The organism is Pleionea sp. CnH1-48 (genome assembly GCF_024124665.1).
Taxonomy (GTDB): Bacteria; Pseudomonadota; Gammaproteobacteria; order Enterobacterales; family Kangiellaceae; genus JAMXSB01.
This window is the reverse complement of record NZ_JAMXSB010000008.1, coordinates 225272-249473: the sequence shown is the minus strand read 5'-3', so window position 1 is coordinate 249473 and position 24202 is coordinate 225272. Positions and strand designations below refer to the sequence as shown.

18 protein-coding genes are annotated in these 24202 nt (G+C 42.3%); 11 read left to right on the top strand and 7 right to left on the bottom strand.

Annotated features, from left to right (window positions below):
• Positions 1 to 154: 154 nt before the first annotated feature.
• Positions 155 to 814, top strand: coding sequence for a hypothetical protein (locus NH399_RS14430; RefSeq protein WP_253041240.1), 660 nt, complete (start codon positions 155 to 157; stop codon positions 812 to 814).
• Positions 815 to 1020: 206 nt separating this feature from the next.
• Entirely contained in the window at positions 1021 to 1680 is a 660-nt protein-coding gene (locus NH399_RS14425) for a hypothetical protein (RefSeq protein WP_253041238.1), read from the top strand.
• Positions 1681 to 1731: 51 nt separating this feature from the next.
• Here NH399_RS14425 and NH399_RS14420 read toward each other — a convergent pair whose 3' ends face one another.
• Positions 1732 to 3027 (bottom strand): serine hydrolase, encoded by a 1296-nt coding sequence (locus NH399_RS14420; RefSeq protein WP_253041236.1) that lies wholly within the window; start codon positions 3025 to 3027, stop codon positions 1732 to 1734.
• 22 nt (positions 3028 to 3049) lie between these two features.
• The gene (locus tag NH399_RS14415; RefSeq protein ID WP_253041234.1) at positions 3050 to 3403 is read right to left on the bottom strand and encodes a hypothetical protein; all 354 of its coding nucleotides are present in this window, start codon (positions 3401 to 3403) and stop codon (positions 3050 to 3052) included.
• A 272-nt stretch (positions 3404 to 3675) separates the two neighbouring features.
• Between NH399_RS14415 and NH399_RS14410 the strand changes: the two genes are divergently transcribed.
• The 3 genes from NH399_RS14410 (at position 3676) to NH399_RS14400 (ending at position 5733) form a co-directional block, all read left to right on the top strand.
• Positions 3676 to 4602 carry a hypothetical protein gene (locus NH399_RS14410; RefSeq protein WP_253041232.1) on the top strand — a complete coding sequence of 309 codons (927 nt, stop codon included), beginning with the start codon at positions 3676 to 3678 and terminating at the stop codon, positions 4600 to 4602.
• A 381-nt stretch (positions 4603 to 4983) separates the two neighbouring features.
• On the top strand, positions 4984 to 5256 hold the full coding sequence (locus NH399_RS14405) for a hypothetical protein (protein ID WP_253041230.1): 273 nt from the start codon (positions 4984 to 4986) through the stop codon (positions 5254 to 5256).
• A gap of 27 nt (positions 5257 to 5283) precedes the next feature.
• Positions 5284 to 5733, top strand: coding sequence for an HIT domain-containing protein (locus NH399_RS14400; RefSeq protein ID WP_253041228.1), 450 nt, complete (start codon positions 5284 to 5286; stop codon positions 5731 to 5733).
• Here NH399_RS14400 and NH399_RS14395 read toward each other — a convergent pair.
• Complete coding sequence (locus NH399_RS14395) at positions 5711 to 8398, bottom strand: serine/threonine-protein kinase (RefSeq protein WP_253041226.1); 2688 nt, start codon at positions 8396 to 8398, stop codon at positions 5711 to 5713. The two genes, NH399_RS14400 and NH399_RS14395, sit on opposite strands and share 23 nt — an antisense overlap.
• A 5-nt stretch (positions 8399 to 8403) precedes the next feature.
• The gene (locus NH399_RS14390) at positions 8404 to 9159 is read right to left on the bottom strand and encodes an ECF-type sigma factor (RefSeq protein ID WP_253041223.1); all 756 of its coding nucleotides are present in this window, start codon (positions 9157 to 9159) and stop codon (positions 8404 to 8406) included.
• A 134-nt stretch (positions 9160 to 9293) separates the two neighbouring features.
• Here NH399_RS14390 and NH399_RS14385 point away from each other — a divergent pair, with 134 nt between their 5' ends.
• Positions 9294 to 11444, top strand: coding sequence for a TonB-dependent siderophore receptor (locus NH399_RS14385; protein ID WP_253041221.1), 2151 nt, complete (start codon positions 9294 to 9296; stop codon positions 11442 to 11444).
• The gene (locus tag NH399_RS14380; RefSeq protein ID WP_253041219.1) at positions 11432 to 13924 is read left to right on the top strand and encodes a carboxypeptidase-like regulatory domain-containing protein; all 2493 of its coding nucleotides are present in this window, start codon (positions 11432 to 11434) and stop codon (positions 13922 to 13924) included. Before NH399_RS14385 ends, NH399_RS14380 begins: the two co-directional genes overlap by 13 nt.
• 21 nt (positions 13925 to 13945) lie before the next feature.
• Here the strand turns inward: NH399_RS14380 and NH399_RS14375 are convergent, their stop codons facing one another.
• Entirely contained in the window at positions 13946 to 14638 is a 693-nt protein-coding gene (locus NH399_RS14375; protein ID WP_253041217.1) for a thiol:disulfide interchange protein DsbA/DsbL, read from the bottom strand.
• A 271-nt stretch (positions 14639 to 14909) separates the two neighbouring features.
• Between NH399_RS14375 and NH399_RS14370 the strand changes: the two genes are divergently transcribed.
• The 4 genes from NH399_RS14370 to NH399_RS14355 all read left to right on the top strand — a co-directional run bounded on the left by NH399_RS14370 (position 14910) and on the right by NH399_RS14355 (position 21686).
• On the top strand, positions 14910 to 16958 hold the full coding sequence (locus NH399_RS14370; RefSeq protein WP_253041215.1) for a TonB-dependent siderophore receptor: 2049 nt from the start codon (positions 14910 to 14912) through the stop codon (positions 16956 to 16958).
• 11 nt (positions 16959 to 16969) lie between these two features.
• Positions 16970 to 18229 carry an ABC transporter substrate-binding protein gene (locus tag NH399_RS14365; protein WP_253041213.1) on the top strand — a complete coding sequence of 420 codons (1260 nt, stop codon included), beginning with the start codon at positions 16970 to 16972 and terminating at the stop codon, positions 18227 to 18229.
• A 143-nt stretch (positions 18230 to 18372) separates the two neighbouring features.
• On the top strand, positions 18373 to 20418 hold the full coding sequence (locus NH399_RS14360) for a TonB-dependent receptor domain-containing protein (protein ID WP_253041211.1): 2046 nt from the start codon (positions 18373 to 18375) through the stop codon (positions 20416 to 20418).
• Between the two features lie 11 nt (positions 20419 to 20429).
• Positions 20430 to 21686: an ABC transporter substrate-binding protein gene (locus tag NH399_RS14355; protein WP_253041209.1), complete on the top strand. Its 1257-nt coding sequence runs from the start codon at positions 20430 to 20432 to the stop codon at positions 21684 to 21686.
• Positions 21687 to 21728: 42 nt separating this feature from the next.
• Here NH399_RS14355 and NH399_RS14350 read toward each other — a convergent pair whose 3' ends face one another.
• A complete protein-coding gene (locus NH399_RS14350; protein ID WP_253041207.1) occupies positions 21729 to 22484 on the bottom strand; it encodes a DsbA family protein in 756 nt (251 codons plus the stop codon).
• A 79-nt stretch (positions 22485 to 22563) separates the two neighbouring features.
• The gene (locus tag NH399_RS14345; protein WP_253041205.1) at positions 22564 to 24153 is read right to left on the bottom strand and encodes a hybrid-cluster NAD(P)-dependent oxidoreductase; all 1590 of its coding nucleotides are present in this window, start codon (positions 24151 to 24153) and stop codon (positions 22564 to 22566) included.
• Between the last annotated feature and the right edge of the window lie 49 nt (positions 24154 to 24202).

The window sequence follows — 24202 nt, the reverse complement described above, 5'->3', positions numbered from 1 at the left end:
ATCATGAAGCGCTCTTGGCCCTGTCATAGATATTTACACTTGGCATTCAGTAAGAAGTGTTAGCCACTTTATCTTATTGAATACTATCTAAAAAATCTCATCGGAATATAAATTGCTTTAAATTCATACAGGCTTGTGATGGAAGGATTGAGTGATGAAATATTTAAAACTGATTTTATTTAGCTTTATTGGCATGGCTTCTTTACCGGCCTCGGCCTCTTTTATTACTTGGACTGACTGGGTTGCGGCGACTACAGGGGTTAGTGGAAGTGCCTCTGGAACCATGGGCAGCGTGGGCATCTCCTACACCGGAGATGTCACCTTTGCTCAATTAGGAGCGGGTATTAACTATTGGACAGAAGGCACACCTGCACCTTATACCGGCAATTCCGTAGTTGATAATGCACCTACGGCAGCCGAGATGATTGCAATGTCCCGTGCTGACATTTTTAATACGATTACCTTTTCTGAAACCGTTGTTAATCCTTTAATGGCCATTGTGAGTCAAGGCCGAACCAGTTTACCAGTTCAATACGATTTTAACGCTTCTTTTACCGTGTTAAGTGAAGGCCATGGCTATTGGGGAGATGGTTTTTATAACGTTTATGCGGATGATATTTTAGAAGGTTTTGAGCTTCACGCCGTTATTCAATTTAATGGTTCTTTTGATTCTATTAGCTGGGTTGCGGACGAGCCTGAATATTGGCACGGCTTTACCTTTGGCCTGGCTCCTCAAACTTCGATTCCAGAGCCTATGAGTTGGCTGGTATTTGTTGTGGGGTTATTGGCGATTAATCGATTTAAACGTACTTAATGGATAACTTCGTTTTGTTGATAAATGTATTGTGATAGTGATTAAACAAGGATGTTTCGTTTATTTTCTGTTAATGATTAAAGGTCATTATCTATTTCGGCATTCTGTGAACTAGGCAACAGGCATTCGCACCTTGGGCATTGTCACTTTAATTTGTCGATGTGCTACTATGACTAAAAGAAAAATAATGAAAGGGTCGAGGCACTATGAAATCTTTTATCATCTATTTAAGCTTCTTTATCACTGCTGGAGTCTACGCGTCTGAACCAGTAGGAGGCAAAGTGCCGTTAAAGGCCATTAAATTAAATCCCTCCCTGTTAACTGCTAACACTCATACTACCAAAGTTTCTGAGAACTATATAAACAATGCTCCAAAAGCTATGCAGCTGACCACGAATAAAAAACTCGAAAAAGCATTGAATTTTAATAAGCCAAAAAATGTAAATTTCTCTAATGTCGTTGGCTCTTCTACATTTAATGCAAAATTAACTGCGCGAAACCCCTACCATAATAGAGGTTTAGTGGCTGCTACTTATCCCAGCATTGCGAATCCTTACCACAATATCTGGGTTTTCTCTAATGAAGTTAAAGTTGGAAAGTTGAGCTATCAGTTTCATTTAGAGAAAAATAAAAAATACCTACTAGAAATAATAGCTGGATACATGTGGGGGGATGAGGGTGTACTTATTCATAATGTAGGAGACGATATTTCTCAGCATCAATTGACTGCTGACAAAAAAGGAGATGTAAATATTGCTCGCGTTATTACCGTATCTAAAACGGGTTGGGTTTCTGGTTTTCTTTCTATGGGTAATCCTGCCCCAGGGGTTTGGAGAGTTAAAGAAATGACTATTCGAGAATTATAAAACGCTCACAACTAAAAGCGAGGCGGGGTCAAGAAACCCGCCATATCACTTTTATTCCATTATATATTTTGCTGAAATAATAGCGTCATTGCCGACACCTTTTTCTCGAGCGTTTTCGTAAGCATCCATTAATAGACCTCCCAGACTTACTCCATTCGCTGGAGGAGAGTTGGTTACTAAAGTTGCGGTATAACCTCCTTGCAAAGAATAAACCTGTGACCGAGTGCTTCCCCAGGCGCCATTGTGACTGAAGTGTGGTCGTTGATTGGGGCCTACTCGCCACCAACCAAGACTGTCTTCCCAACTGGACTCCATCAACTTATAAGATTCACGGCTGAGAATATCTTCGCTGTTGCCTAGTCGACTGAGTACTCGAGTCATTTCGTTGCTCGACATGATCCACCCTCCTGATGAGCAATGTCCTGATTGATCAGAAGGCATGCTGCCAGAAGAATCATTAGCCGAAGAGTACCAAAGTGTGTAGTTGCCTCCAGCGTTATCCGCCATATTACAGGTGGCAGAGACGCCGACGGGCGCTAACACATTGTCTTCTACGTAGTCGTTATAGATACTGGCGGTATAACCTTGAATAACCGAGTCATAGACTGCGTCACTGTGATTCTGATAACCAAAATCAATGGTGTGCATAAAATCCGGTCGGGTCATATAAGCCAGAATGACGTAGAAGATACCGGGCCCCGTATTGGAGTATTGTTTTGTACCAACACTGGGGCGAGGATTGCTGCCAGAGCAGCCGTTAACGGCGTCACCTTCCTTCAACCTGTCTCTCAGTGGGCGTCCACAGCCAGAATGTCTGAATCCTGCTTTATGCTGCAATAGCATTGCCAGGGTCACGTCTTGAAATCGAGGGTGTAGTTCTGAGCGCCAGCGATAGGGCAGGTAATCCACTAATTTATCGTCGAAATCAATCGGGTTGTGATCCACTGCATGAATCGCGGCTGCTGTTGTTAACAGTTTGCTTACACTGCCCCAAGGGGTTTCTGTGTTTAGAGAAAATGTGCGTTCGCCATCGTTATCACATTGGGTCCTCGCAAGACCATGAGTGACGCTGGCTACGGACTCTCCCCAACGATTGAAAACATTGAGCGCGTATCCTTTAACATTACTTTGTTGCATGGCTGCGGCGACTTCATCAACCATGACATTACTGTCAAAACCAGGCGCTTTCTGAGCGACTTTTACATCGTTATTTACTTTAACATTACACGCAGCAGCCAGACTCTCACTGAGTGGAGTCAAGGCTCCGAGTGCAGTAAAAAATAAAGTACCCATTGCCTGTAGGGAGCGCTGTTTCAAGCGTTTAGATTGCTTTGTTGTATCAATCATAATGATATCCCAAAAAAGTTAATTAGCGTCCACGTATCCAGCGTAATTGCTCCGTTGTCGTACCTGACTTACATGAACCTTCACCTTGAACAGTGAGAGAAGCGTTAGTAGACCAGGCGAGTAATGCCATGGCGTAGGCTTGCTTGCCCTCATCAGTAGTGCCATCGAAGCGCAATGACCAGAACCCACTGGCACAACCTGGCTTGTTGGCATTATCGTGTCCATCTAAGCGAATAACGACGTCTCCATTGTAGGCACCACCTGACGCAATATGAGTGATTTTTGCGGGATGATATTGAGTTGCAGACGCCGAAATCGACAAGGCCGCTGTTGCGGTTAAGATGATTCCTGTAGCCATGTTCTTTAGTTGTTTCATTGTTTTTTCCTTGTAAAGTTAAATGATTTTCATTGTTTAAGTTTTAAGAATCAGTCATGAATCTTATCTACTCAGGTGATCAATACAGGGAATGAAAAAAATAGAGGTCATGGAAACTAAAAAAAATATAATGGAAGATAAGGTGAGCAGAATTAGAGCACTTAAAGAGCATTCGTTAAAAAAATAGAGCAAGTTGTTTGTCCGGTTTATTTTATTATTTCTGTATCAGAGTAGTAGAGTTACAAACATGGTAATGACAAGGAGCTAGTATCATGAAACATCTAATTGCACTTTTCTGCGTGCTTTTAATCGGAGCTAAGGCCTACGGACAGCCGCTAACAGTATCGAACTATCAACTGATAAAAAACAGTGGAGCAGAGGTCAGTTTGGACTCACTAAAAGTGAGAACCCGTGATTGTCCTGAGGGATTTCGTTGGTTAAGTTCTTTTAATCTTTGTTTGGCCGATCATCTTACTACATTGGCTATCTATCCATTGGCTAGTAGTGGTGAGTGTCCTAGGTACTATAATGAGGTAACTGGCATTCAGACATTCTGTATCCGAGACCAGCTATCTCTAGATATCCAGGAAAAACGTTATTTCATTGATGGCCATTTTGAAGATTACTGTCGCGAAGGTTTTACTCGACCTCCTGGTCTTGTAGTTTGCGTGGCAAAAAAACTGGCGCTTATTGTTGGAAGAGAAGGTGTTGTCGAGTTAATAAACCCCATCGATCTTCTTAAAGAAAAACGTAAGGCGCATTATCTTTCTGAATCTTTCGAAACAAAGACAAAAGAAGCTTCTAGCCAGTTTTTTATAGCAAAAGCAGCTTTGTGTCCCCCCGGCTTTATTAAGCCTCCTGGTGTTCACTTCTGTGTTGCAAATAGTCTTGCTCTGTCAGAAAAGCCTGGCCCCACCGGAATTCCTGTTCCTGATGTTGAATGTCCTGAGTTTTGGAGTAAGAAAAACGAAGAGGCATTTTGCTCGCCCATGTTTAGTTTGAAGGTTTGTGGGAGTGATATTCCTTGTGATTCACAGTTGGGCGATTCATTCCGTCTGGAACCAGGCATCATTGAGTGTCCAGGCTTGCAACAAGGTATTCAGACCAATATACCTACTTACAATCCTTTTAATGTCAGCGAGTTTACAACGGTGCCTGTTTACGCCTGTGCACCACCGGATAAGATCGATCCACTATAAACCTTAACTACTAATAAATAGATATATTAAAAAGAAATATGCATTTCGCATCGAGTTTTATCGGTTTTACTCGATGCGAAAGTAAGACGTGTATTCTTGATTTGAGTTTTTGACAGTTTAAGTTTTTTTGTCTAGTCGTCATATATTGTTTATAAAATAAAGTTGAAAAAAATATGCCAAGAAAAATTCTTTATTTAGATATTTTTTTGATTTTTCTTAAAGATTATCTCGGTTAAAAATCCTTTCTTAATCTCTATTTGATTTATATCTCATAAAAAACAAGGTTTTTATGGTCCGACCTGTTGAGCAGGGGGGATTTTTCATGTTTATTATTTATCCGTCATTGCGTTAGAAAAAATTAATCTGCCAAAAGGAATTTTTATGGATAAGTTTCTTGAGCGGGTCAGTCAATTATCAAAAATGTCTATTGATAAACATAATCTGGCATTTAGTAGATTTGATTGGCCCGAAAAAATTGAAGACGATTGTTGGTGGTTCTCTCCCGACTCTTTAACGATTGCTCAATCAGAGGTTGAGTCTGACTTTTCTGAGGAGCAGAAGAAAAGCCTGGCCAAGTGGGAGTGCATTAATATATTTAGCCTCAACAATACGGGCGAGTTAGAGTTGAAAGAAAAGGTATCTGAACTATCATGATAAGCAATGGGGAGTAGGAAATAGATAGTGGACGATAACTGTATCTTTTGCGGAATAATTCGTGGGGACTTTACTTCTTATGAGCTACTGTTAACGCCAAGCTACAAGGTTGTGCTAGATATAAAGCCCGTCACACCAGGGCATATTCTGATTATTGCTAGTGAGCACAGAGAGAAATTACACCAACTTTCTGAAAGTACTTACCAAGAGCTTTCTCTTGCAGTTCGAAAAATTTCTCAGATGTTGCCTGATCTATTTCCAGATGTATTAGCCTGCAATGTCATTGTTAATGATGGCCGTAGCTCTGGACAACATATTCCCCACGTCCATATTCATATTATTCCACGCCGTCGTTTTGATTCGCTGGGATTTTATTGGCGAGTGATGACTCGATTCATAAACCCTTTTAGCCAAATGAATCGAAAGAAAAGACTCGTGGATGTTTATGATAAGCTTATTGGTAAGTTGCAGTTTTAGAGTTATCCAAAGGTAGAGTAGAGCGTTTTATTTTATCGAGTAGACTTTGGGTTTGCTTGGTAAGCGAGTGTTCTTCTCCAAGATTTTCTCTTCTCAGTTCTAGTAGTTGTTCCGTTACTTCTTGAGCTTTGGGGTAATCTCTAAGATGAAAGAGTAATTTTGCATAGCCATGGTTTATAAAGGAAGTCTTAATTGTTGTTGTCTGTATATCACTCAGGGCCTGTTCGTAGAGCTTTTGGGCTGTAATATGTTCTCCTCTGCTATGAGCCAGTGATGCTTGTCGTCCCAAGCTTCGAGCGATGACTTTTTTTCCAGCTCCTAACTGCTCATAGGTTTCCTTCATTAATTGATAGTATTTTTCTGCTTCTTCAAGTTGCTTGAGATCTTGACTAACAAAGCCCAGGTATTCATAGAGAATAGCCGTAATATAGTTATTGGATTGCAAGCTGTTCTTATTAATTGCCAGTGCTTTGGTTAGCAAGTTTTTTGCTGGTCTAAGGTTATTTTGGTGATATTCAATCATGGCTCTGGAGCGATAGGTGGCTGCAAAATAAGGGTGGTCCTCGGGTAGTACTCTTCGTTGAATAGAAAGGGCTTCCTCACTGTATTTTTCTGCTTCTTCAAAGCGCTCCATTTTTGTCAGCAAAATACTCAGATTATTGAGGTAGATCGACAGATAAGAATGCGATGTACCTAATACTTCTCTGTGGATATCGATGGCCTCCAGCATGTTCTTTCGGGATGCTGTGTAGTCGCCTATCGATGCTTCTAAGTTAGCAAGACCATTGAGAGCGACGGCAAGTTCGGAGCGATCATAATCGGGGTTGTCTCTAAGTATCTGTATGGCTTTTTCGAAGTGAGCTTTCGCTTGTTCATATTGCCCTAGCTTTCTTAATAGCTGACCATAAGTTGTATTGGTTTCTGCATATTCCATTGATGCCAAGGAATTTGCATTGAGCATGCTTTTTTTATGCAGGAGTAGGCTTTCTTCAAAAAGGGCTTCGGCTTTTTCTAGCTGTTTGGTATTGGTATAAGCCACACCCAGCTGAGTCAGTGTATTTGCCAGACTCAGCGGATCTTCTATTTCTTCTAGTCGATGAGTCGCTAGTGCCTGCTCAAGCAAGGTAACGCTTTGCTCATAGTGTCCTTGACTAAAATAGATCTCGCCAAGTTGAGTTAACATGTGAGCCTGTATATCTGGAGTAGTTCCAAGGTCTGAAAGTATTTTGTCGTAACCTTTATTGAGCAGTTGGTGCGCGGTTATTTTTTCTATTCCTGACACATTAGGATCGGCTGCTTTAAAAATATTAAGCATAAAGTTAGAGACAGACTGAGCTTTTCTTTGTTCTTGTTTGCTTACCAGTAGGGCATGGCGTATTTTTTGCGATTGTAAAGTAACCGTGACCATATAACTGATACTCAATACAATAAATACGGAGGCGATGGTCAGGGGCTTCCAGTTACGCCAAACAAATTTCCTTATACGATAGTATAATCCCAGATGTTGAACGCTGATTGGGCGCTTATCAAAGTAGGCATTGACGTCTTGCAGTAATGCATCCATAGAAGCATAGCGAAACTCTGGCTTAGATTTGAGCGCGGTTATTAAGATGGCATCAATATCTCCTTTTAGCGAGTTTTCCCATTGTTTCCGTTCTTTATGAGACAAACTTGCAATGAAGCCGTCTTTAGGTGTTTGTCCGTGATTAACTATTGTGCTTGGTAATCCAGGCTCTTCCGAACTTTTCTTTTTTAGCAACTCGACATAAGACAATTTGTCATCTTGAAAAGCATGATGCCCTGTTAGCAGGGTATAGATAACTAAGGCGAGTTGGTAGATGTCTGTTTGTACAGTTGCGGTTTGGCTATTTAGTTGTTCTGGCGCTGCGAAGGCGGGGGTCATCATCTGTGCAGCTGTTTGTGTGTGTTCCAGCTGATAGTCCTGATGCAACCATTTAGCAATACCAAAGTCGAGCAACTTCACTTGACTATCATCGGTGACCAGGAGGTTACTGGGTTTTATATCGCGATGAATGATCAGGTTCTTATGCGCAAAACTGAGTGCCTGTATGACCTGTTTAATGAGAGCTAAGCGTTGTGCTATGGAAAGTTTGTTTTGTTCGCAGTAGTGATCAATAGGCACTCCCTTAATGTATTCCATAATAAAGTAAGGTTGACCATCATCAGTTTGAGATCCATCGTAAATCCGTGCGATATGAGTGTGTTGTAATGAAGCGAGATATTGTTGCTCGCGTTCAAAACGCTCTAAAATATCTCCGTGGTTATTGGCTGTATTTAACAGCTTTATGGCGACCTCTTGCTCAAAGCGACCATCGTTTCTTTCTGCTCGATAGACTACCCCCATGCCACCACGGCCTATTTCTTCACACAAACGATAGGGGCCTATTGATTGAATGGATGGAGTGAATGCCACCGATGATGATGTTGAACTATCCAATTCTGCTAGCTCAATGGCTAGACCTTCCAGTTCATCAGGGGCCTGGCTTTCGGCATCTAATAGCTGAGAGACTTCTTCAACCAGGCGTTTGTCTTCTCCATAGCGAATTTTTAGCTGGGCGAGTTGTTCATGTTCGGGTAGCTCAAGAATTTCGTCTAATACAGGCTGAATAAAAGCCCATCGTTGTTTAGACAGTTTGATTCCCATTGCTATCAGGCCATCGCCTGAGCAAGCAGCGCTCGGGCTTTTTTCCAGTTACGGCGGATAGTACGAGGCGATACTTCAAAAAGGCTGGCTAGCTCTTCTTCTGTCATACCTGCAAAGAAGCGCAGCTCGACCAACTTACAGAGCTCTTCATCCAGAGTCTCCAATTCTTCTAGCGCATAATGTACTGACAATAGCAGTTCGATATTATGTTGAGTTGAAGAAAGTGAGTCATCTTGAGTAATTTTTTGCCACTCCCCCCCTCGTTTTTGAGCTTGTTTCTGTTCAGCGTAGTTGATCAGTATTTGTCGCATAGCTTTGGCGGCAATCGCAAAAAAGTGGTTGCGATTATTGGCTTTGTTGTTATCGAACTTGATGAGCTTTAGATAGGCCTCATTAACAAGAGCTGTTGTACATAAGGTTTCAACAGCCCACACCTTTTGCAGTTGTTGATGGGCGATTCGATGCAGCTCATCGTAAATAATAGGATAAAGTTCCTCAACGGCTTTCGAGTCGCCACTTTGACTATCGGATAAAAGTTGAGTGATGTCCATATAGTTTATTTCCCAGTAAATATCTTTGTTTAGGATATCTATTTCGGCCAATAATATCAATCGGATAGAGATCGATTGTGTCGCAATTATATAAATAGCTAAAGCTTTGTTTTTTATAAGGGTTAAGTCATTGATATTACATTCACTCAATGAGTTGTTGGGTATTTCTTTATAAGTTTCTGTTATCAAAGTGACAAAAACTTGACGCATTTTTCAGACGATTTGTTTTCCAGAAATTAGACGCTTATGACTTCTTCGACTATACATTAACCTGAAGTTTTTGTACGTGTCGTTTGGTTGTAAATAAGTAGCGGTGAACAATAGTGCGCCCATTGGAGGGCCTGATGAAAAAAGTGTTTAAGCTGAGTCTTGTGGCAGCTTGTATTTCTATGTCTTGTGTTAACTCCTCATTAGTTCATGCAGAAGAAGCTGAAGAAGATGATTTAGGTTCTATCTCTCTGGAAGATCTGCTCAATATAGAAGTTGTATCGGCAACTCGCTCTGAATCAAAATTGAGTGAATCTCCTGCTCCTATTTCTGTTATTACCTCGCGAGAAATTGCGGCGAGTGGTCTTGATAACATTCCTGATGTTTTGGCCCGATTAGCTGAGATTGATGTTTTGAGGATCGGCGCCTCTCAAACAGAAGTGTCGATTCGAGGTAAAGGTATTATTTTCAATCGTCGTTTGTTGGTGATGATTGACGGGCGCACCGAATACAATGATTTATTTGGTGTGACTTTGTGGAATGCTTTTCCGATTGCGATGGATGATATCGAACGAATTGAGGTCGTTCGAGGGCCTGCGTCTGCTTTGTTCGGTGCAAATGCTTATTCGGGTGTGATTAATATCATAACCAAGAGCGTTGATAAATCAGGTGGTTTTGTCAGACACCATATTGGCGAAGACAATCGTCATTACAGCAACGTTAGAGGCCAGTTTAAAGGCGAAAAAGTGACGGCTAAGTTGAGTGCGACCTTACAAAACCTGGACAACGAAAATTCGGATGTGTTTTTCGAAGGGTATAACCGTTTTCAGACTAGCTCCAACTTTGCTGCCGATGAAAACAGTTTAGAGTGGGTGAGTAAAGCTAATGGTCTGGTGACGATGCAGGCTACCAAAGAGATGGACTTTAAGCTTGGTTTTGGAATGACCGAAGGCAGCTATGAGCTGTTTCAACAACCTGGTTTACCTAGAACCCTATGGGATATCGATACTGACTACGTTCATTTTATTTCAAATTATGTGGTAGAAGATGGTCCTGCATTTCAATTGAATATCTATCAAAATACTTTCGAATATGCGACGCCTCTGGTTCCTTCGTCAGCAGCCGTAGCTGCTTTGCTCGCCAACGATCCTACAAATGGGTACGCCTATTATCCTCACCTTGCCACTGATGGCATTTTTATGGGAAAAGTCGATACCTTTGATGCGACCATTCAAGCGGTGGGAAGTGCGCTGGAAGACCGAGTGAAATGGGTTGCTGGTGCTGAAGTTCGAGAAATTGAAAATCGTGGTGGTTTGGTTCTTGACCGAGATAAAGATATTACCTCTTACTTTGCTAACTTTACTTATAAATTTAAGGAAGATTGGCAAGTTGGGGCTGGTTATCGGATTGATGACGATTCTATTACAGGTAATGATGACGGTTATACTCTGAGCTTGTCTCATTTTATTAACGAGACCGATTCCATTCGAGCCACGGCCAGAAGTGCTTTCCGAGCGCCAAGCTTATTTGAACTGTTTTCGCAAGTGAACTTGGTTGTTCCTGGCCAAAACCAAAATGTTTCTTTTGTTGGAGCGGCTTTAGTTGATGGCGGACCAGCACTAGAAGTAGAAACCATTACTTCATTTGATATTACTTACACCACTAACTTAACCGATACAATGCAGCTAACGGTAGAGTGGTTTCATGAAGAATACGAAAACATTATAGGAAATCCCGACTCAGGTTTACTGCAAAATGTGGTTATTGATGGGGCTAACAATCAGTTCTTTACCACAACTTCTTTCCAAAACCAGTCGATCACGGCTGAAGCAGATGGTTTACAAGTAAGCGTGGTCTGGATTGCTAGTGAGTCTTTGAGTACTTATGCTAACTATCGATTCGAAGATCCTGAAAATCTGAACAGTGTGGCTGGAGAAACTTTCTTTACTCCTGAGCACAAAATCAATTTTGGCGGTAACTGGAAAGTCAGCGATAAGCTAGATGTTGATTTTGGCTATAATTATGTCAGCAAGACAGATAGTTCTGAGTTTGAAACGGGCAATATCTCTCCTGACGGGCCTAATTTTACCCGTGACCGCCAAGAAGCTTATTCAATCTTAAATGTTTCTGCACGTTATAGACCAATCGAAGATCTGAGTCTTTACATTACGATCAACAATGCGCTTGATGATGAGCATGTTGAATATTTTGAGTATGACCAGGTCTTGAAAGGTGCTGGAGAGAAGTTTGGTCGCTCTGTTTGGGGAGGTTTTTCATGGACATTCTAAAAAACATATTACGATTGAGTCTATTGACCGTCGCCTCAATGACGACGGCTTTAGCACTGGACGTTCGTCCTGGTTTGCAGTTAGAAGTTGTCTACTGTGAAAATAGCGATGGATCCAATGGGTGTGCCGAAATTACTCATCTCTCGGGTAGTGTTGGTGATTTAGAACTGGATCCTTTAACGGGTAATCTTTTTATTGCGCAAGCATTTGATGTGTCGATCATTGCGGAAGGCGGCAATATTATTGCCATTGATCCAAGCAATGGCACTGTCGTTGATTTGCAAATGCGCAAGCGTGTTGGTTCCGAGTTTATCGATGTTCCTTACATTCCTTTCTTTAGCCGTGGAATGGATTTTAGTCCTGATGGCACTTTGTATTTTGGTGTAAGTAACTTGATGTTGGCCTCCTGGCGTCGAACCAGTGCGACAGATACTGGCGTTTTTAGAACGCTCAGTAGTATTCCTTTAATCATTGATGTTGAAGCGACTTCTAACGATGATATTTATGTGGGAGTTGATGCTCGTGGTGGGCCTCAGTCTATTTACCGTGATGCTATTTTGAAAGTCGATCCTGGCGATGGTTTTTTTGAGCCCGTATTGCAGCTGGATGAAATTTTAGCCTTGAATTTGCCTATTGATCCGCCCTCTATTATGTCTCGCATCGCAGTGGATGCCAGCGGCGCATTAACGGCAGGTTTTTCGAAAGGCGACATTTTTAGGAAAGCCGCAGACGGAACCATTTCTCTGATTCATAAGCGCGACCAAAGTGCAGGCGGGGTAAACAATGTTGGGCTAGAAATAGTCGGCGACATGGTCTTTGAATTAGACAGTGCATCAGGGCATTTGTATGCTGTGATGTCTGATGGCAGCCTGGTTCTGGTGGCCAGTGGGCCAGAGTTATCATCAACTTCTAACACCGACAGTGCATTAGTTTACGATGGTACCTCTTTATTTTTCATTAATGCTAACCGCACGTTATACAAGTTAAGTGCTACCAGCGGTACTCTGGCGGAGGCTTTAAACGCGAGTTTAGGAACCATTGATATTTCTGGTGAAACCCGTTTTCGTGTTAATACGACAACAACAGCCGTCATTCCTGAAGCGACGGTAACGCTTGGCTCTGGGCAAACAACAACCTCGGATGCCAATGGTTTGTTTAGTTTCACTGGAATTCAAGCCGGTCTGATTGAGATCATTGTGACCAAAGAGAACTTTAACCCAGGTTATTACACCGCTTTAGTGACGGCCAGTGGTACAGTGCCTGTTGCAACGGAAGCCGTTGTTAGTCAGCTACCAGCTTATGTTGCACCTGGTATTGATATTGAAGTGTTGGCGAACAAGGTTGATGACGGTATCGATGGCTCTTCTGATATCACGATGGATGTTAACGGTGATCTTTATGTGATGAATAACTCCAGTGCAACCATCTCAAAAATTGATCTGGACCCTACAACGCGGGTTAAGTTAGGTTCTCGAGTGGTTGTTGACGGCGTCGGTGGTGGTAGCAGCTGGTTCGTTGCGGTTGACCAAAACTTAAATATCTATTCTTCTTTCGCCAATGATGGTGTTTTTCAGGTTCAGGAAATACCGGGAGACATTGTCCATCTAACTCAGTCAACCTCTGATCCTTCCGTCGTTACCGATCAAAATGGTACTAATCGAATGATATCAACGGCAAGAGATGTTGATGGCGGCTCGGTATTGAGTAATGGTACTTTGATTATGTCGTCTGGTAGCGGTGGTACTGACACATTCAACAGTCTGGTGAGTTATAACAATGGCGTCGAAGCTATTTATAGCCGTGGCATCCCTGACGGTGCGACAAGTCCTGTTTTTGCCAACAATGACTTGGTTAAGACGGGGTCTAACGACACGGTGTATGTCACCAATGCTAATGGAAACTTGGTTCAGGTTTCTTCCAGTGGTACCGTCGAATTGGTCTGGCCCGGTGATGGCAGTGGCAAGCCTGAGGGGATTGGCGGTTTCTCAAATTTCTCTGAAGATCTTAATGGCAATCTGTATGTTCGTGGAACCTTTATTGGTGCTCCAACAACGGTTGAAGCCAGTGGGTCATTACGTATGATTTCTGCTGATCGTTCGCAATTGATCACCGCCGTGGCCGGAATTCGCAGTTTTAGTGGCGTCGCCTGGGAAGCCGATGGTAAAACAGCTTTCATTGCCAATAAGGATTTCATATACAGAATCCGATCCATTAATGATCGTTTGATAGCGGAAGAGTTGACGAGTTCGAATTATGTTCCGCCTTCAACGAGCCTTTCGGTTGAGCCTTTTGATGCAACTCGACCAACAGAATACGACCCTTCTTATTACGATAAACTTATCGTACAGACTGATCTGCTAACGGCCAGCAATCCTACTGAGCCTCCTGCAGTTACTCCCTCCGGTGGCTCCGGTAGTATGCCACTGTGGATGTTTGCGGTTGTAGCTTTAGCTTGGATGCGTAGATATCGCACTGCTTAGAAAGAAATATCCCACAAAGCCTCACTGAGGTTTTGTGGGCGTTTTTTCGAGGCAGTTTGCTGGCAGCTTAAGCAGTTGCTCTACTGTTGGAAATACCTTGTCATATCCTTCTGTTTGAGAAGGGCTTGTACGGTACTGATAGTTAACCAGCAGATCGGGAACCGTAGTAATCTTGTAGCGCATTAATAAATTAAAGTGATTGTTCAAGCGCGCTTGAATATCAGCTTCATCTTTCAGAACATCTTCTACAGCTTGAGCCGTTGAACCCGCTGCCAATAATATCTCACCTACTTCCTGTGGACTGTTAATGCCTTTTTTATGTTGATGAATGCGCTCGAATAAAAGTGGCTTAACTTTATCAAGTATGCCGAGCTTTTCTGCCAATACATGGACATAGACAAATGGCCGAAAATTTTTATCCCCCAGATCCGTTGGCACCTGTTTGAAGGTTACGCCTTTAGGTGGGGACCACTTTTCGATATGGTCTTCCAATGTATAGCAATGAGGGCATTGGTAGGCAAAGAACTCTATGACGATAGGTTGCGTGCAAGAATCTTTTGGAGAGATACTTTCGTACCTATTATCAGGTATGCCTAATTTAGAAATATTTTCAGATGTATCTTTTTCTGGGCCTGAGTGATTAGAGTGTGAATCACACGAAGATATGAGTATTGTGCTGATAATCGCTATGAGTCGAAATGGAGAGAATTTCAATATTTAAACCTCTAAAGGAGTGATTACATAACTACTTTGAATATAAGAGCAATAAGTTAAAATATAGAATCATGATTGTCATCATGATTTTAACCCACCGGGTGTTTTCTGAATCTCAACGGTATAGAGCAACCTGTAAATCTAGGCTTAAATGATAATTTCATATTCATATGAACAATTGTTGGCTCGTACATTGTCAGAGTTTGAGTTAGTTGCTAACTAGTTAGTTTATGCCATAATTTATCCACTTATTGATTGATCGGTAAATAAAATGGATAGAGTCAAGTCGATCGCTAAATATGTACTTATTGCACCCATCTTATATGTAAATGTCCTAATCGCAGAGGAAGAGTTTTTAGAGCTTTCTTTAGAAGACTTGCTTAACATTAAAGTAACCTCTGTTTCAAAGGAAGCCCAAAAACAGTCGGAAGCCCCAGCAGTTGTTTCTGTTATTACTCGAAGTGATATTAATAATTGGGGATATAAATCGGTCGCTGACGCATTGGTTCAAGTACCTGGGTTTTATGGCGTAGACGATTACGTCAGTGTCAACTTTGGTGTCCGAGGCAGTAATGGTGGCTTACGAGCCTATAGCCGAAACTTGAAAGTGATGATTAACGGACAGTCGATAGCTTTCCGTTCAGACTCCGCAAACTATCTCGGGGAGGAATTGATATCGATGGAAGCGGTAGAAAGGATTGAAGTGGTGAGAGGACCTGCTTCTGCTCTATATGGAGAAAATGCGTTTTTAGGGATCATTAATATAATCACCCGTTCGGCATCAGAAAACTGGGATGGTGATGTTAAGTTCCGGTTAGATCAAGATGCTGATAGTGCTATATCTGGTTGGGTTGCATATAGTAATGAGCAAACTCAATTTAATTTTGCTTATTCTGCCGCAAATGATGAACGAGATGGAAATCAACTTCCTTCAACATCACCGCTTTATGCTTCTTATTTGGGTGCTAACAATCTTGAATCCGTTAATGATAAATCAAAGCCAGAGAATATCTATCTAGAAACGAAACATCAGTTTAGTGAGCAAGTGAATCTTGAATTTATGTATCATCAGAGCACTTTGGATTCTTACGCTGAGTTTTTGGATTTTGGGATCCTGAGTCATGAAAACCGTCTATCTATTGAATCTGAGACCATCAGAGTTAAAGGTGGGTGGGCATTTTCTGATAATTTGGAGTTCAATGTTTCGTTGACCAAAGCCGAGGGTAATCCCAGTGACAATGAGCGGTTAAGCTTTGGTTCCGATACTTCCTTTCCGCGTAGAAAATTCTCGTATGATGCTAATGATTGGTCACTAGAGGGACGTTATAGCTTTTCCGAAAAAGGTTCTATTACTTTTGGTTATGATGTCACTGATAATGATGAAGAGCTGTTAGAGATATTTAATGTGGCTATTGATACTGGAGAAGAAACCTTAGTCAGTGCTGAGCAAGGTATACAGAATTTTGAAAATAAAGGCACTTATGTGCAGTTTGTTTCTTATCCTACTGACTCTATGGGCATTACTTTAAACGTACGTAGAGATGATCACAATATATATGGTGCCTCTACCAATTACAGAGCGGGTGTAGTTTATGTATTCTCTGACGAACTGTCGATTAAAGGACTTTACGGAACTTCCTTTAAAGCGCCAGCAGCGATGCAGTTGTTCGCGCAGCCCCTCTACGCTGGAGAAGTTATCGGCAACCCTAATTTGCGAGCAGAAGACGCTTCTACATTTGAAGTGGAATTGAACTGGACCATTACTAAAAGTCTGGGACTTGTATTAAATGCATATGATAATGAAATTGAAGACAGAGTAGAGTTGGTACCTGTTGGAAACAATAATCAACCGCAAAATGTCGGGAATCAAAAAGGTAGGGGAGTCGAAGGCGAGTTAAGGTATGTTTATTCTTCTAGCCATATTTTTGCCGGAAATTTTTCATATACAGACACTGAGAATACTGTTAATGACCCTATTTTTGGAGCGATAAAAACTGCTTCGGATATGTACCCGAAGCTAACCTCTCAAATACGTTGGCAATGGCTACACAGTCCCGCACATACTTTTGGTCTATCTGGTCGTTATATTTCTGAACGACGTGCCACACGCTCTAACATTCAATTAACGAATGATATGCCTTATCAGCTAGATGCTTATTTTGTTCTAGATGCTTCATATAATTATCGACTAGAAGAGCATCAACTTGGTATTAAAGTTCAAAATATACTGGATGAATCCTATGAAGACCCTGGTTTCTCTGGAATTGATGTGCCTGGACGTGAACGAGAAGTTTACGCATCGTATTCCTACAGCTTTTGAGGAGAAATGTCATGTTCAAAAAGTTGTTATGTCTTATTGGTGGCCTCATAATCGTTGCTGGATGTGATACGGATGTAAACGAATCCGGTCGTACTTTGTCGAGTGACTCAATTAAAGTGGGGATGATTATTCCGACCACTGGTTCTTTAGCGAGTTTGGGACTTACCAGTCGAAACTCGGCACAGTTGGCTGTAAAAGAAATTAATGATGCTGGTGGAATTGGAGGCCAGCAGATTGAGCTCATCATAAGGGATTCTAGAATTGACGGACCGACAGGAGTTGCCGCTGCACAAGAGCTGAGAGATCTAGGGGTTGTTGCAATCATAGGCGCAGCAGCCAGTTCTGTGACACTTTTTACCTCTCAAAATCAAACCATTGCCGATGGGATACCATTGATATCCCCATTTTCAACCTCGCCTCTAATCGCTGAATTAAATGATAATAATACTGTTTGGCGAACCATCGCGTCTGACGCTTTTCAAGGAGTGATTCTCGCAGATTTGTTGATCAGTGATAATGTTTCGACGGTGAGTGGTTTTTTTCGAGATGATCCTTATGGAAGTGGGTTGTTTGCAGCATTCAAACAGCGCTTTGAATCTCAGGGGGGAACGGTTCTCGCTGAGGTATCCTATCCCGGTTCTAAAGAGTTCGGATTTAATGCCGAAATTCAGGCATTGCTTGCCAATGGTACACCCGAAGCTATAGTCGCTATTACTTTCTTTACTGACGGCGGTAATTTCACCCGAGACCTTGTAGCTGCTGGTCAAAATAATATCCAACTTTACGGCGTTGATGGTAATTTTGGGGTTGCATTGATTAATAATGGAGCGCCTCAAGTTTTAGAGGGAATGAAAGGTACAGCGCCTGTCCCTCCTAAAGAAACTGCGAATTATCAAACGTTTTTTAACAATTTTGAGTCGACATTTGGGTTTGAGCCAGACGTATTTGGAGAGTCTTCTTATGATGCTGTCTATTTAATTGCTCTATCCATGTTACAAGGTGGGGCTGCTACTAAAGAGTCGATTATTAATAACTTGCAATCGGTTTCTCGGCCTGATGGTTCCAGTGCTGTTATTATTACTCCGAATCAGTTTGCAACGGCTATTTCGGCCGTAAGTTCCGGAAGCGATATTGACTACGAAGGAGCATCAGGGGCAATTGGATTTGATAATAATGGTGACGTAACCAGTGGTACCTATGTTGTTTGGCAAATTCAAAGCAACTCTGGTAACTTGGAATTTGCTGAACTGGAAGTGATATCTATTCCCTGATGTTCTCAATCAGATATGTTTTTTTCTGTGAACAGGATTGAAAAGCTTATATCGAGCTTTTCAATCTTAATATTGTTCGAAGAGTTTGAAATTGGTCTTTTGTGTACCATAATTTTTATAAGTTTGGTAAAAGAGAAGGCACGGTGCGCAAATTTAAGACCACCGAAATAGTCATAACAATATTTCTTTTAAGTAGCTTTTTCCTATATGCTGAAGAAGAGCTTTTTGATAAATCTCTTGAAGAACTACGTAATATTCAGGTAACTACCGTCTCCAAAGGCCTGCAAAAGCAATCAGAAGCGCCTGCGGTTATCTCTGTCATCACTCGAGAAGATATTAAAAACTGGAATTACCGTTCCGTTGCTGACGCTTTGCAACAAGTTCCAGGCTTTTATGGTGTGGATGATTTTGTGAGTGTTAATTTTGGTGTCAGGGGTAGCAACGGTGGATTGAGAGCTTATAGTCGAAATCTCAAGGTAATGATTAATGGTCAGTCTGTAGCATTTCGTTCTGACTCAGCAAATTTTCTGGGGCCTGAACTCATTGCAATGGAAGCGGTTGAACAAATTGAGGTGGTGCGTGGTCCTGCATCGGCTTTGTATGGTGAGAATGCTTTTTTAGGTGTTGTTAATATTATTACACGAAAAGCAGAGGATTTATGGAGTGGAGATATTCAGGTTTCCTATGGTGTGAATAGTCAACAGGCCACATCGGGATGGTTTGGTTATGTGGGTGAGAAGACTCGCTTGAATGCTGCTTTTATGGCTGGTAAAGAAGAACGTAACAGTTATCAGTTGCCAACAACATCACCACTGTACTCGACCTTTGTTAATGCCAATAATTTGGTGTCACAAAATGACACCACAAGACCGAGAAATATTTATTTTGATCTTAAGCATTCTTTTAGTGACGTTTGGACCATTGAAGGTATGTTTCATCGAAGTGTTCTGGATACGTTTGCTGAGTTTATCGACTTCGGTATCTTGAGTCACAATAATCGTATATCACTTGAAACCGAAACCGCTCGTGTTGATGCGCTTTGGCGTTATAGCGATCAACTTAACTTTAAAGTTTCCTATGCTCATGCCTGGGGAGAGCCAGGGTCTAATGAACGTTTAAATTTTGGCTCCGCTGTGACTTTTCCTCGACGAAAATTTGCTTATGATGCCCACGATATAATGATCGAAGGACTTTATACTTTTTCTGAAGATACCTCTCTGATTTTCGGTTTTGATAATACCAACAATAACGAAGAGCTCATTGAAATTTTTAATGTTGATTCGATAACGGGGGTAGAAACTCTAGTCAGCCAGTCTCAAGGAAGGCAGAAGTTTGAGAACAAAGGCGCTTATCTTCAATTTACGACCTATGCCACAGAAGCAATGGGGGTGACTTTAAACCTGCGCGTTGATGACCACAATATTTATGGTGAGTCGACAAACTATCGAGCTGGACTGGTGTTTTCTGTCACCGACAAACTATCTATTAAGGCTTTGTATGGAACATCGTTTAAAGCGCCTGCGGCTATGCAGTTATATGCTCAACCTCTGTATGCCGGAGAGATTTTCGGCAATCCGCTATTGCAGGCTGAGGAAGCATCAACTTCTGAGATCGAGCTTAACTGGTCTGTTAGTGAAACACTGAAGTTAGTGCTCAATGTCTATAATAATAAAATTGATAATCGAGTTGAGCTAATACCCGTAGGAAACAACAGTCAACCGCAAAATAGAGGTGCGCAGACGGGATATGGTGCAGAAGGTGAGGTGCATTATCGAATTCATGAGAACCATTCGCTAGCGGCCAACTTTGCTTATACAGATACAGAAAATTCGGTGCTTGATCCTATATTGGGCGTTTTGGTTTCGCCAAGTGATATGTACCCAAAATTATCAACACAAATTCGTTGGCAATGGCAAATGCCTCAATATGGCTCTGTGGGAATATCTGCTCGTTATGCTTCAGAACGCCGGGCAACTCGCTCGAATATCCAGTTTAATGACAGCGAACCTTATCAGTTGGAGCCTTATACACTGCTTGATGCCATCTATTCTTATGAATTCAATTCGCATGCACTGTCACTACGAATGTTGAATGTACTTGACGAAGACTATGAACAACCTGGGTTTTCCGGGATTGATGTTCCGGGCCGAGAACGAACCCTTTCTGTCTCTTATTCGTTTCGATTTTAGGGGAGCTGAACATGAAAAGAGTATGGTTGATTTGTGTTCTAGTGAGTTTATTCACCGGCTGCAATACGAGCGTTGATGATCCCGAAGTCGTGCCTTCTCCCGACTCCGTAAAAATAGGCATGATTTTGCCGACCACAGGAGCCTTGGCCAGCTTTGGTTTAACCAGCAAAAACTCAGCTCAATTAGCCATCAAAGAGATCAATGATACGGGTGGCGTTAACGGAAAAATGTTGGAGCTGTTGATTAAGGATTCTCGTTTGGATGGGCCAACTGGAGCTGCGGCTGCAAAACAATTAAGTGAGCAGGGCGTCGTCGCTATCATTGGAGCGGCCGCGAGTTCTGTTACTTTATATACGGCAGAGAACCAAACTATTGCAGATGGTATGCCTTTAATTTCTCCTTCTGCGACCTCGCCAGAGATATCTGATCTTGATGACAATAATACGGTATGGCGAACTATAGCGTCCGATGAATTTCAAGGCTTTATATTGGCGAATCTTTTGGTGGCGGATAATATTTTTTCTGTCAGTGTGATATTTCGAGATGATTCTTATGGTAACGGTTTATTTTCTGCTTTTAAGCCACGATACGAGCAGTTAGGCGGTTCGATTCTCAGTCAGGTTTCGTATCCTGATACTAAAGAAATTGGTTTTGAAAATGAGGTGAATGCGCTATTGGCGAATGGTGTTCCTCCTGCCATTGTCACTATGACGTTTTTTACCGATGGTGCTAATTTTACCCGTGATTTAGCATCCGCTGGTCATACGGATATTCCTTTGTATGGTGTTGATGGCAATTTTGGCGAGTTTCTACTATCTAATGGTGCTCCGCAGGTTATTGAAGGAATGAAAGGCACAGCTCCTGTGCCTCCGCAAGCGACTCAGAACTATCAAGCTTTTGCCAGTCGCTTTAGTGACACTTGGGGATTTGCACCTGGCCCTTTTGGTGAATCCTCTTATGATGCGGTTTATTTAATTGCATTAGCGATGCAACAGGCAGGTGTAGAAACTCGTGCGGCAATCATTAGCGAGATCAGCAGCGTATCTAATCCTAATGGCTCTGCATCAACGATCATTAATCCTAACGAATTTGCAACGGCAAAAAGTGTCATCTTGGCAGGTGGTGATATTGATTATAACGGAGCGTCCGGTGTTATAGACTTTAATGAACGAGGTGATGTGACCAGCGGAACTTATATTATTTGGCAAATCGTCGATAACAATGGACTGTTTGAGTACGATGAAGTTGAGGTTATTTCATTTCCTTAAAATAAAAGACCGCTCCCTTATTCGTAAGGGAGCGGTTATCACTTATTTTTTGCACTTAAGCGGATTTTTTAACAAGTTATTGATGGTCGGAAATACGTTGTCGTAGCCTTTTGCAGTTCTTGGGCTAGTTTTGTATTGGTAGTTGACCAGTAAATCAGGCACACCCGTAATTTTGTATTTTCTCAGCAACTCATAGTTACTTTCTATCGATGTTTTCAGATATTCTTCGTCTTTAAGTACAGCTTCGGCAGCTTCTTTTTTAGCGCCTGCTTCAACGAGAATTTGAATCGCATCTTCTTGGCTCTGGATCATTTTTTGTTCTTTATGGATGCGATTAAACAAAGCAGTTTTTACCGTATCGATAATGCCTAACTTTTCTGCTGCAACATGAACCAGAATGAATGGAAAGAACTCTTTGCGACCTAAGTCGGTAGGTACCAATTTGAAGATAACGCCTTCTGGTTTTTCCCATTTTTTCAGGTAGTCTTCCAAAGTATTACAGTGTGGGCATTGGTAAGCGAAAAATTCGATAACGATAGGTGCTTCGCAGGCATCCTGAGGCTCTACTTCTTCGTAGAGTTGCATCGAAGGCGCTGAGGCTGCGTGATCGTGAGCATGATCATGTTTGTGATCGTGCTGGCCTTCATGATTATGGCCATGAGCGTCTTTTGCCGGTTGGCTTGGTGCTTGAGTTGCTTGCTCTTTGGCAGGAGCCTCTTGTGCTGGTGCTGCTTCTTTGTTGTCACTGCAAGCGCTCAAAATAGCGGCTGATAACAAAGCAATGGTAAGTTTTTTCACTGATTTCTCCAACATGTTGTTATTTTATGACTGCTCTGCATAGCGTGATTGTATGGGCAGAGCAGTGGAAATAGTTTGATTAAACGTCAATCACGACATCTGATTTCAGCCGAGTGGTGCAGGTTAGTATGTAACCTTCGGCGCGAGCGTCGGCATCAAGGCCTTCGTCACAATCCATACTGACGTCACCAGAAAGCAGTTTTACTCGACAGGTCCCACAAGTACCTGAACGGCAACTATAATCGATAAAAACATCTTCTTCATCTGCTTTGTCGAGAATAAAGTCATTCTCTCCCAAAACTGTGCGCTTGTTACTCTGCTTGAAGCTCAACTGATACTCACCAGCACGTTGCTCCGGCGCCTTTGGGGCTGCTGTTGAAGCTTCGGCAACGGGGGCGGGTGGCGCTGGCTCTGGTTTTGCTGGTGCAGCTACTTTAGGCTGAGGCTTAGGTTGGCTGCTGCTTCCTGCGGGTGGTGTAGGGCGTTTTTTGGCTGCTCCGCCAAAGCTTTCTTCGAAGTAACGTGACATATCAAAACCCAGACTTTCCAACAGTTGTTTCGCTGATGTCATAAAGGGTTCTGGGCCACAGCAATAGACCGTACGTTCATGAAAGTCTGGACAAGCCAGCTGCAACATCTCGGCACTTAGACGTCCTGTTAATCCTGACCAGCTTTCACCGGCTTCTGGGCGCGTGCAGGTGACCAGGTTGCGAAATGCAGTATGGTTTTTGTCCATCAGTGCAGTTTCTTCGGCAAAGATAATATCTTTAACCGCTTTGGCGCTATGGAAGAAGACAACGTCGGTGTCGCTGCTGGTATCGGTCCACCAACGTGCCATCGACATACAGGGCGTAATACCACTACCTGCGGATAGTAACAGTGCTTTGTTAGTGGGGTGGTCCCAATTATTAAAGCGACCATTGGGGCCTCGTACCTTAAGTGGCTCGCCAACCTGCATATTGTCATGCAACCAGCTGGACACCAGACCGTTAGGATCGCGTTTAACGGTGATTTCTAGCAGATAGGGGCGAGAAGGTGATGATGAAATAGTATAAGAGCGAATCACCCGTTTTCCGTCTATTTGCAATTGCAAAGCAACAAATTGACCGGGTTTATAATGAAATTTCTGTCGTGGTTCAGACACAAACTGAAAGCTTTTTACGTCGTGAGTTTGCTGGATCACATTCACACAACGAAGCTCGGTGAGTCCTTTTTCCCATAGTGGCCACTGGCTAACATCTTCGACCTCTATTTCTTCAGATGCAACAGCGATGGTTTCTGCCGTGGCTGCTTGTGTGCTGGCAGGTTTGAGTTGTTGCAGTAGTTCTTGAACTTGTTGTTGGTGTTGCTCTGGAGCAACCACGTTAGGCAGCAGGCTTTCTGCAGCTAACAGTTTTAAAGCGATTTTTTCGATTGTTTGTGTATCGACATTGGCGGTTGCCAATGGTGCCCAGTTTTGTTGTAAAGCAGTTAATCGGGCTGCTGCGTCAAGACCGCCAATCTCTCCCCATAACTTGGCAAAAACCATTTCGGACTCGGGCAGCCATTGGGCGCACTGTGGAAAGTCCTTTTTGAGTTTCAGTAAAGTTTCAACCTGGGCAGCAGAGACATGTTCTTGTCCGCCCGCTAAGTGAGCGAGTAGTAATATAAAGAAATGTTGTTGTGTCATGATATCGCATGTTATTTGACCAAAGCTGGCGTAATGTTACACTAATCAA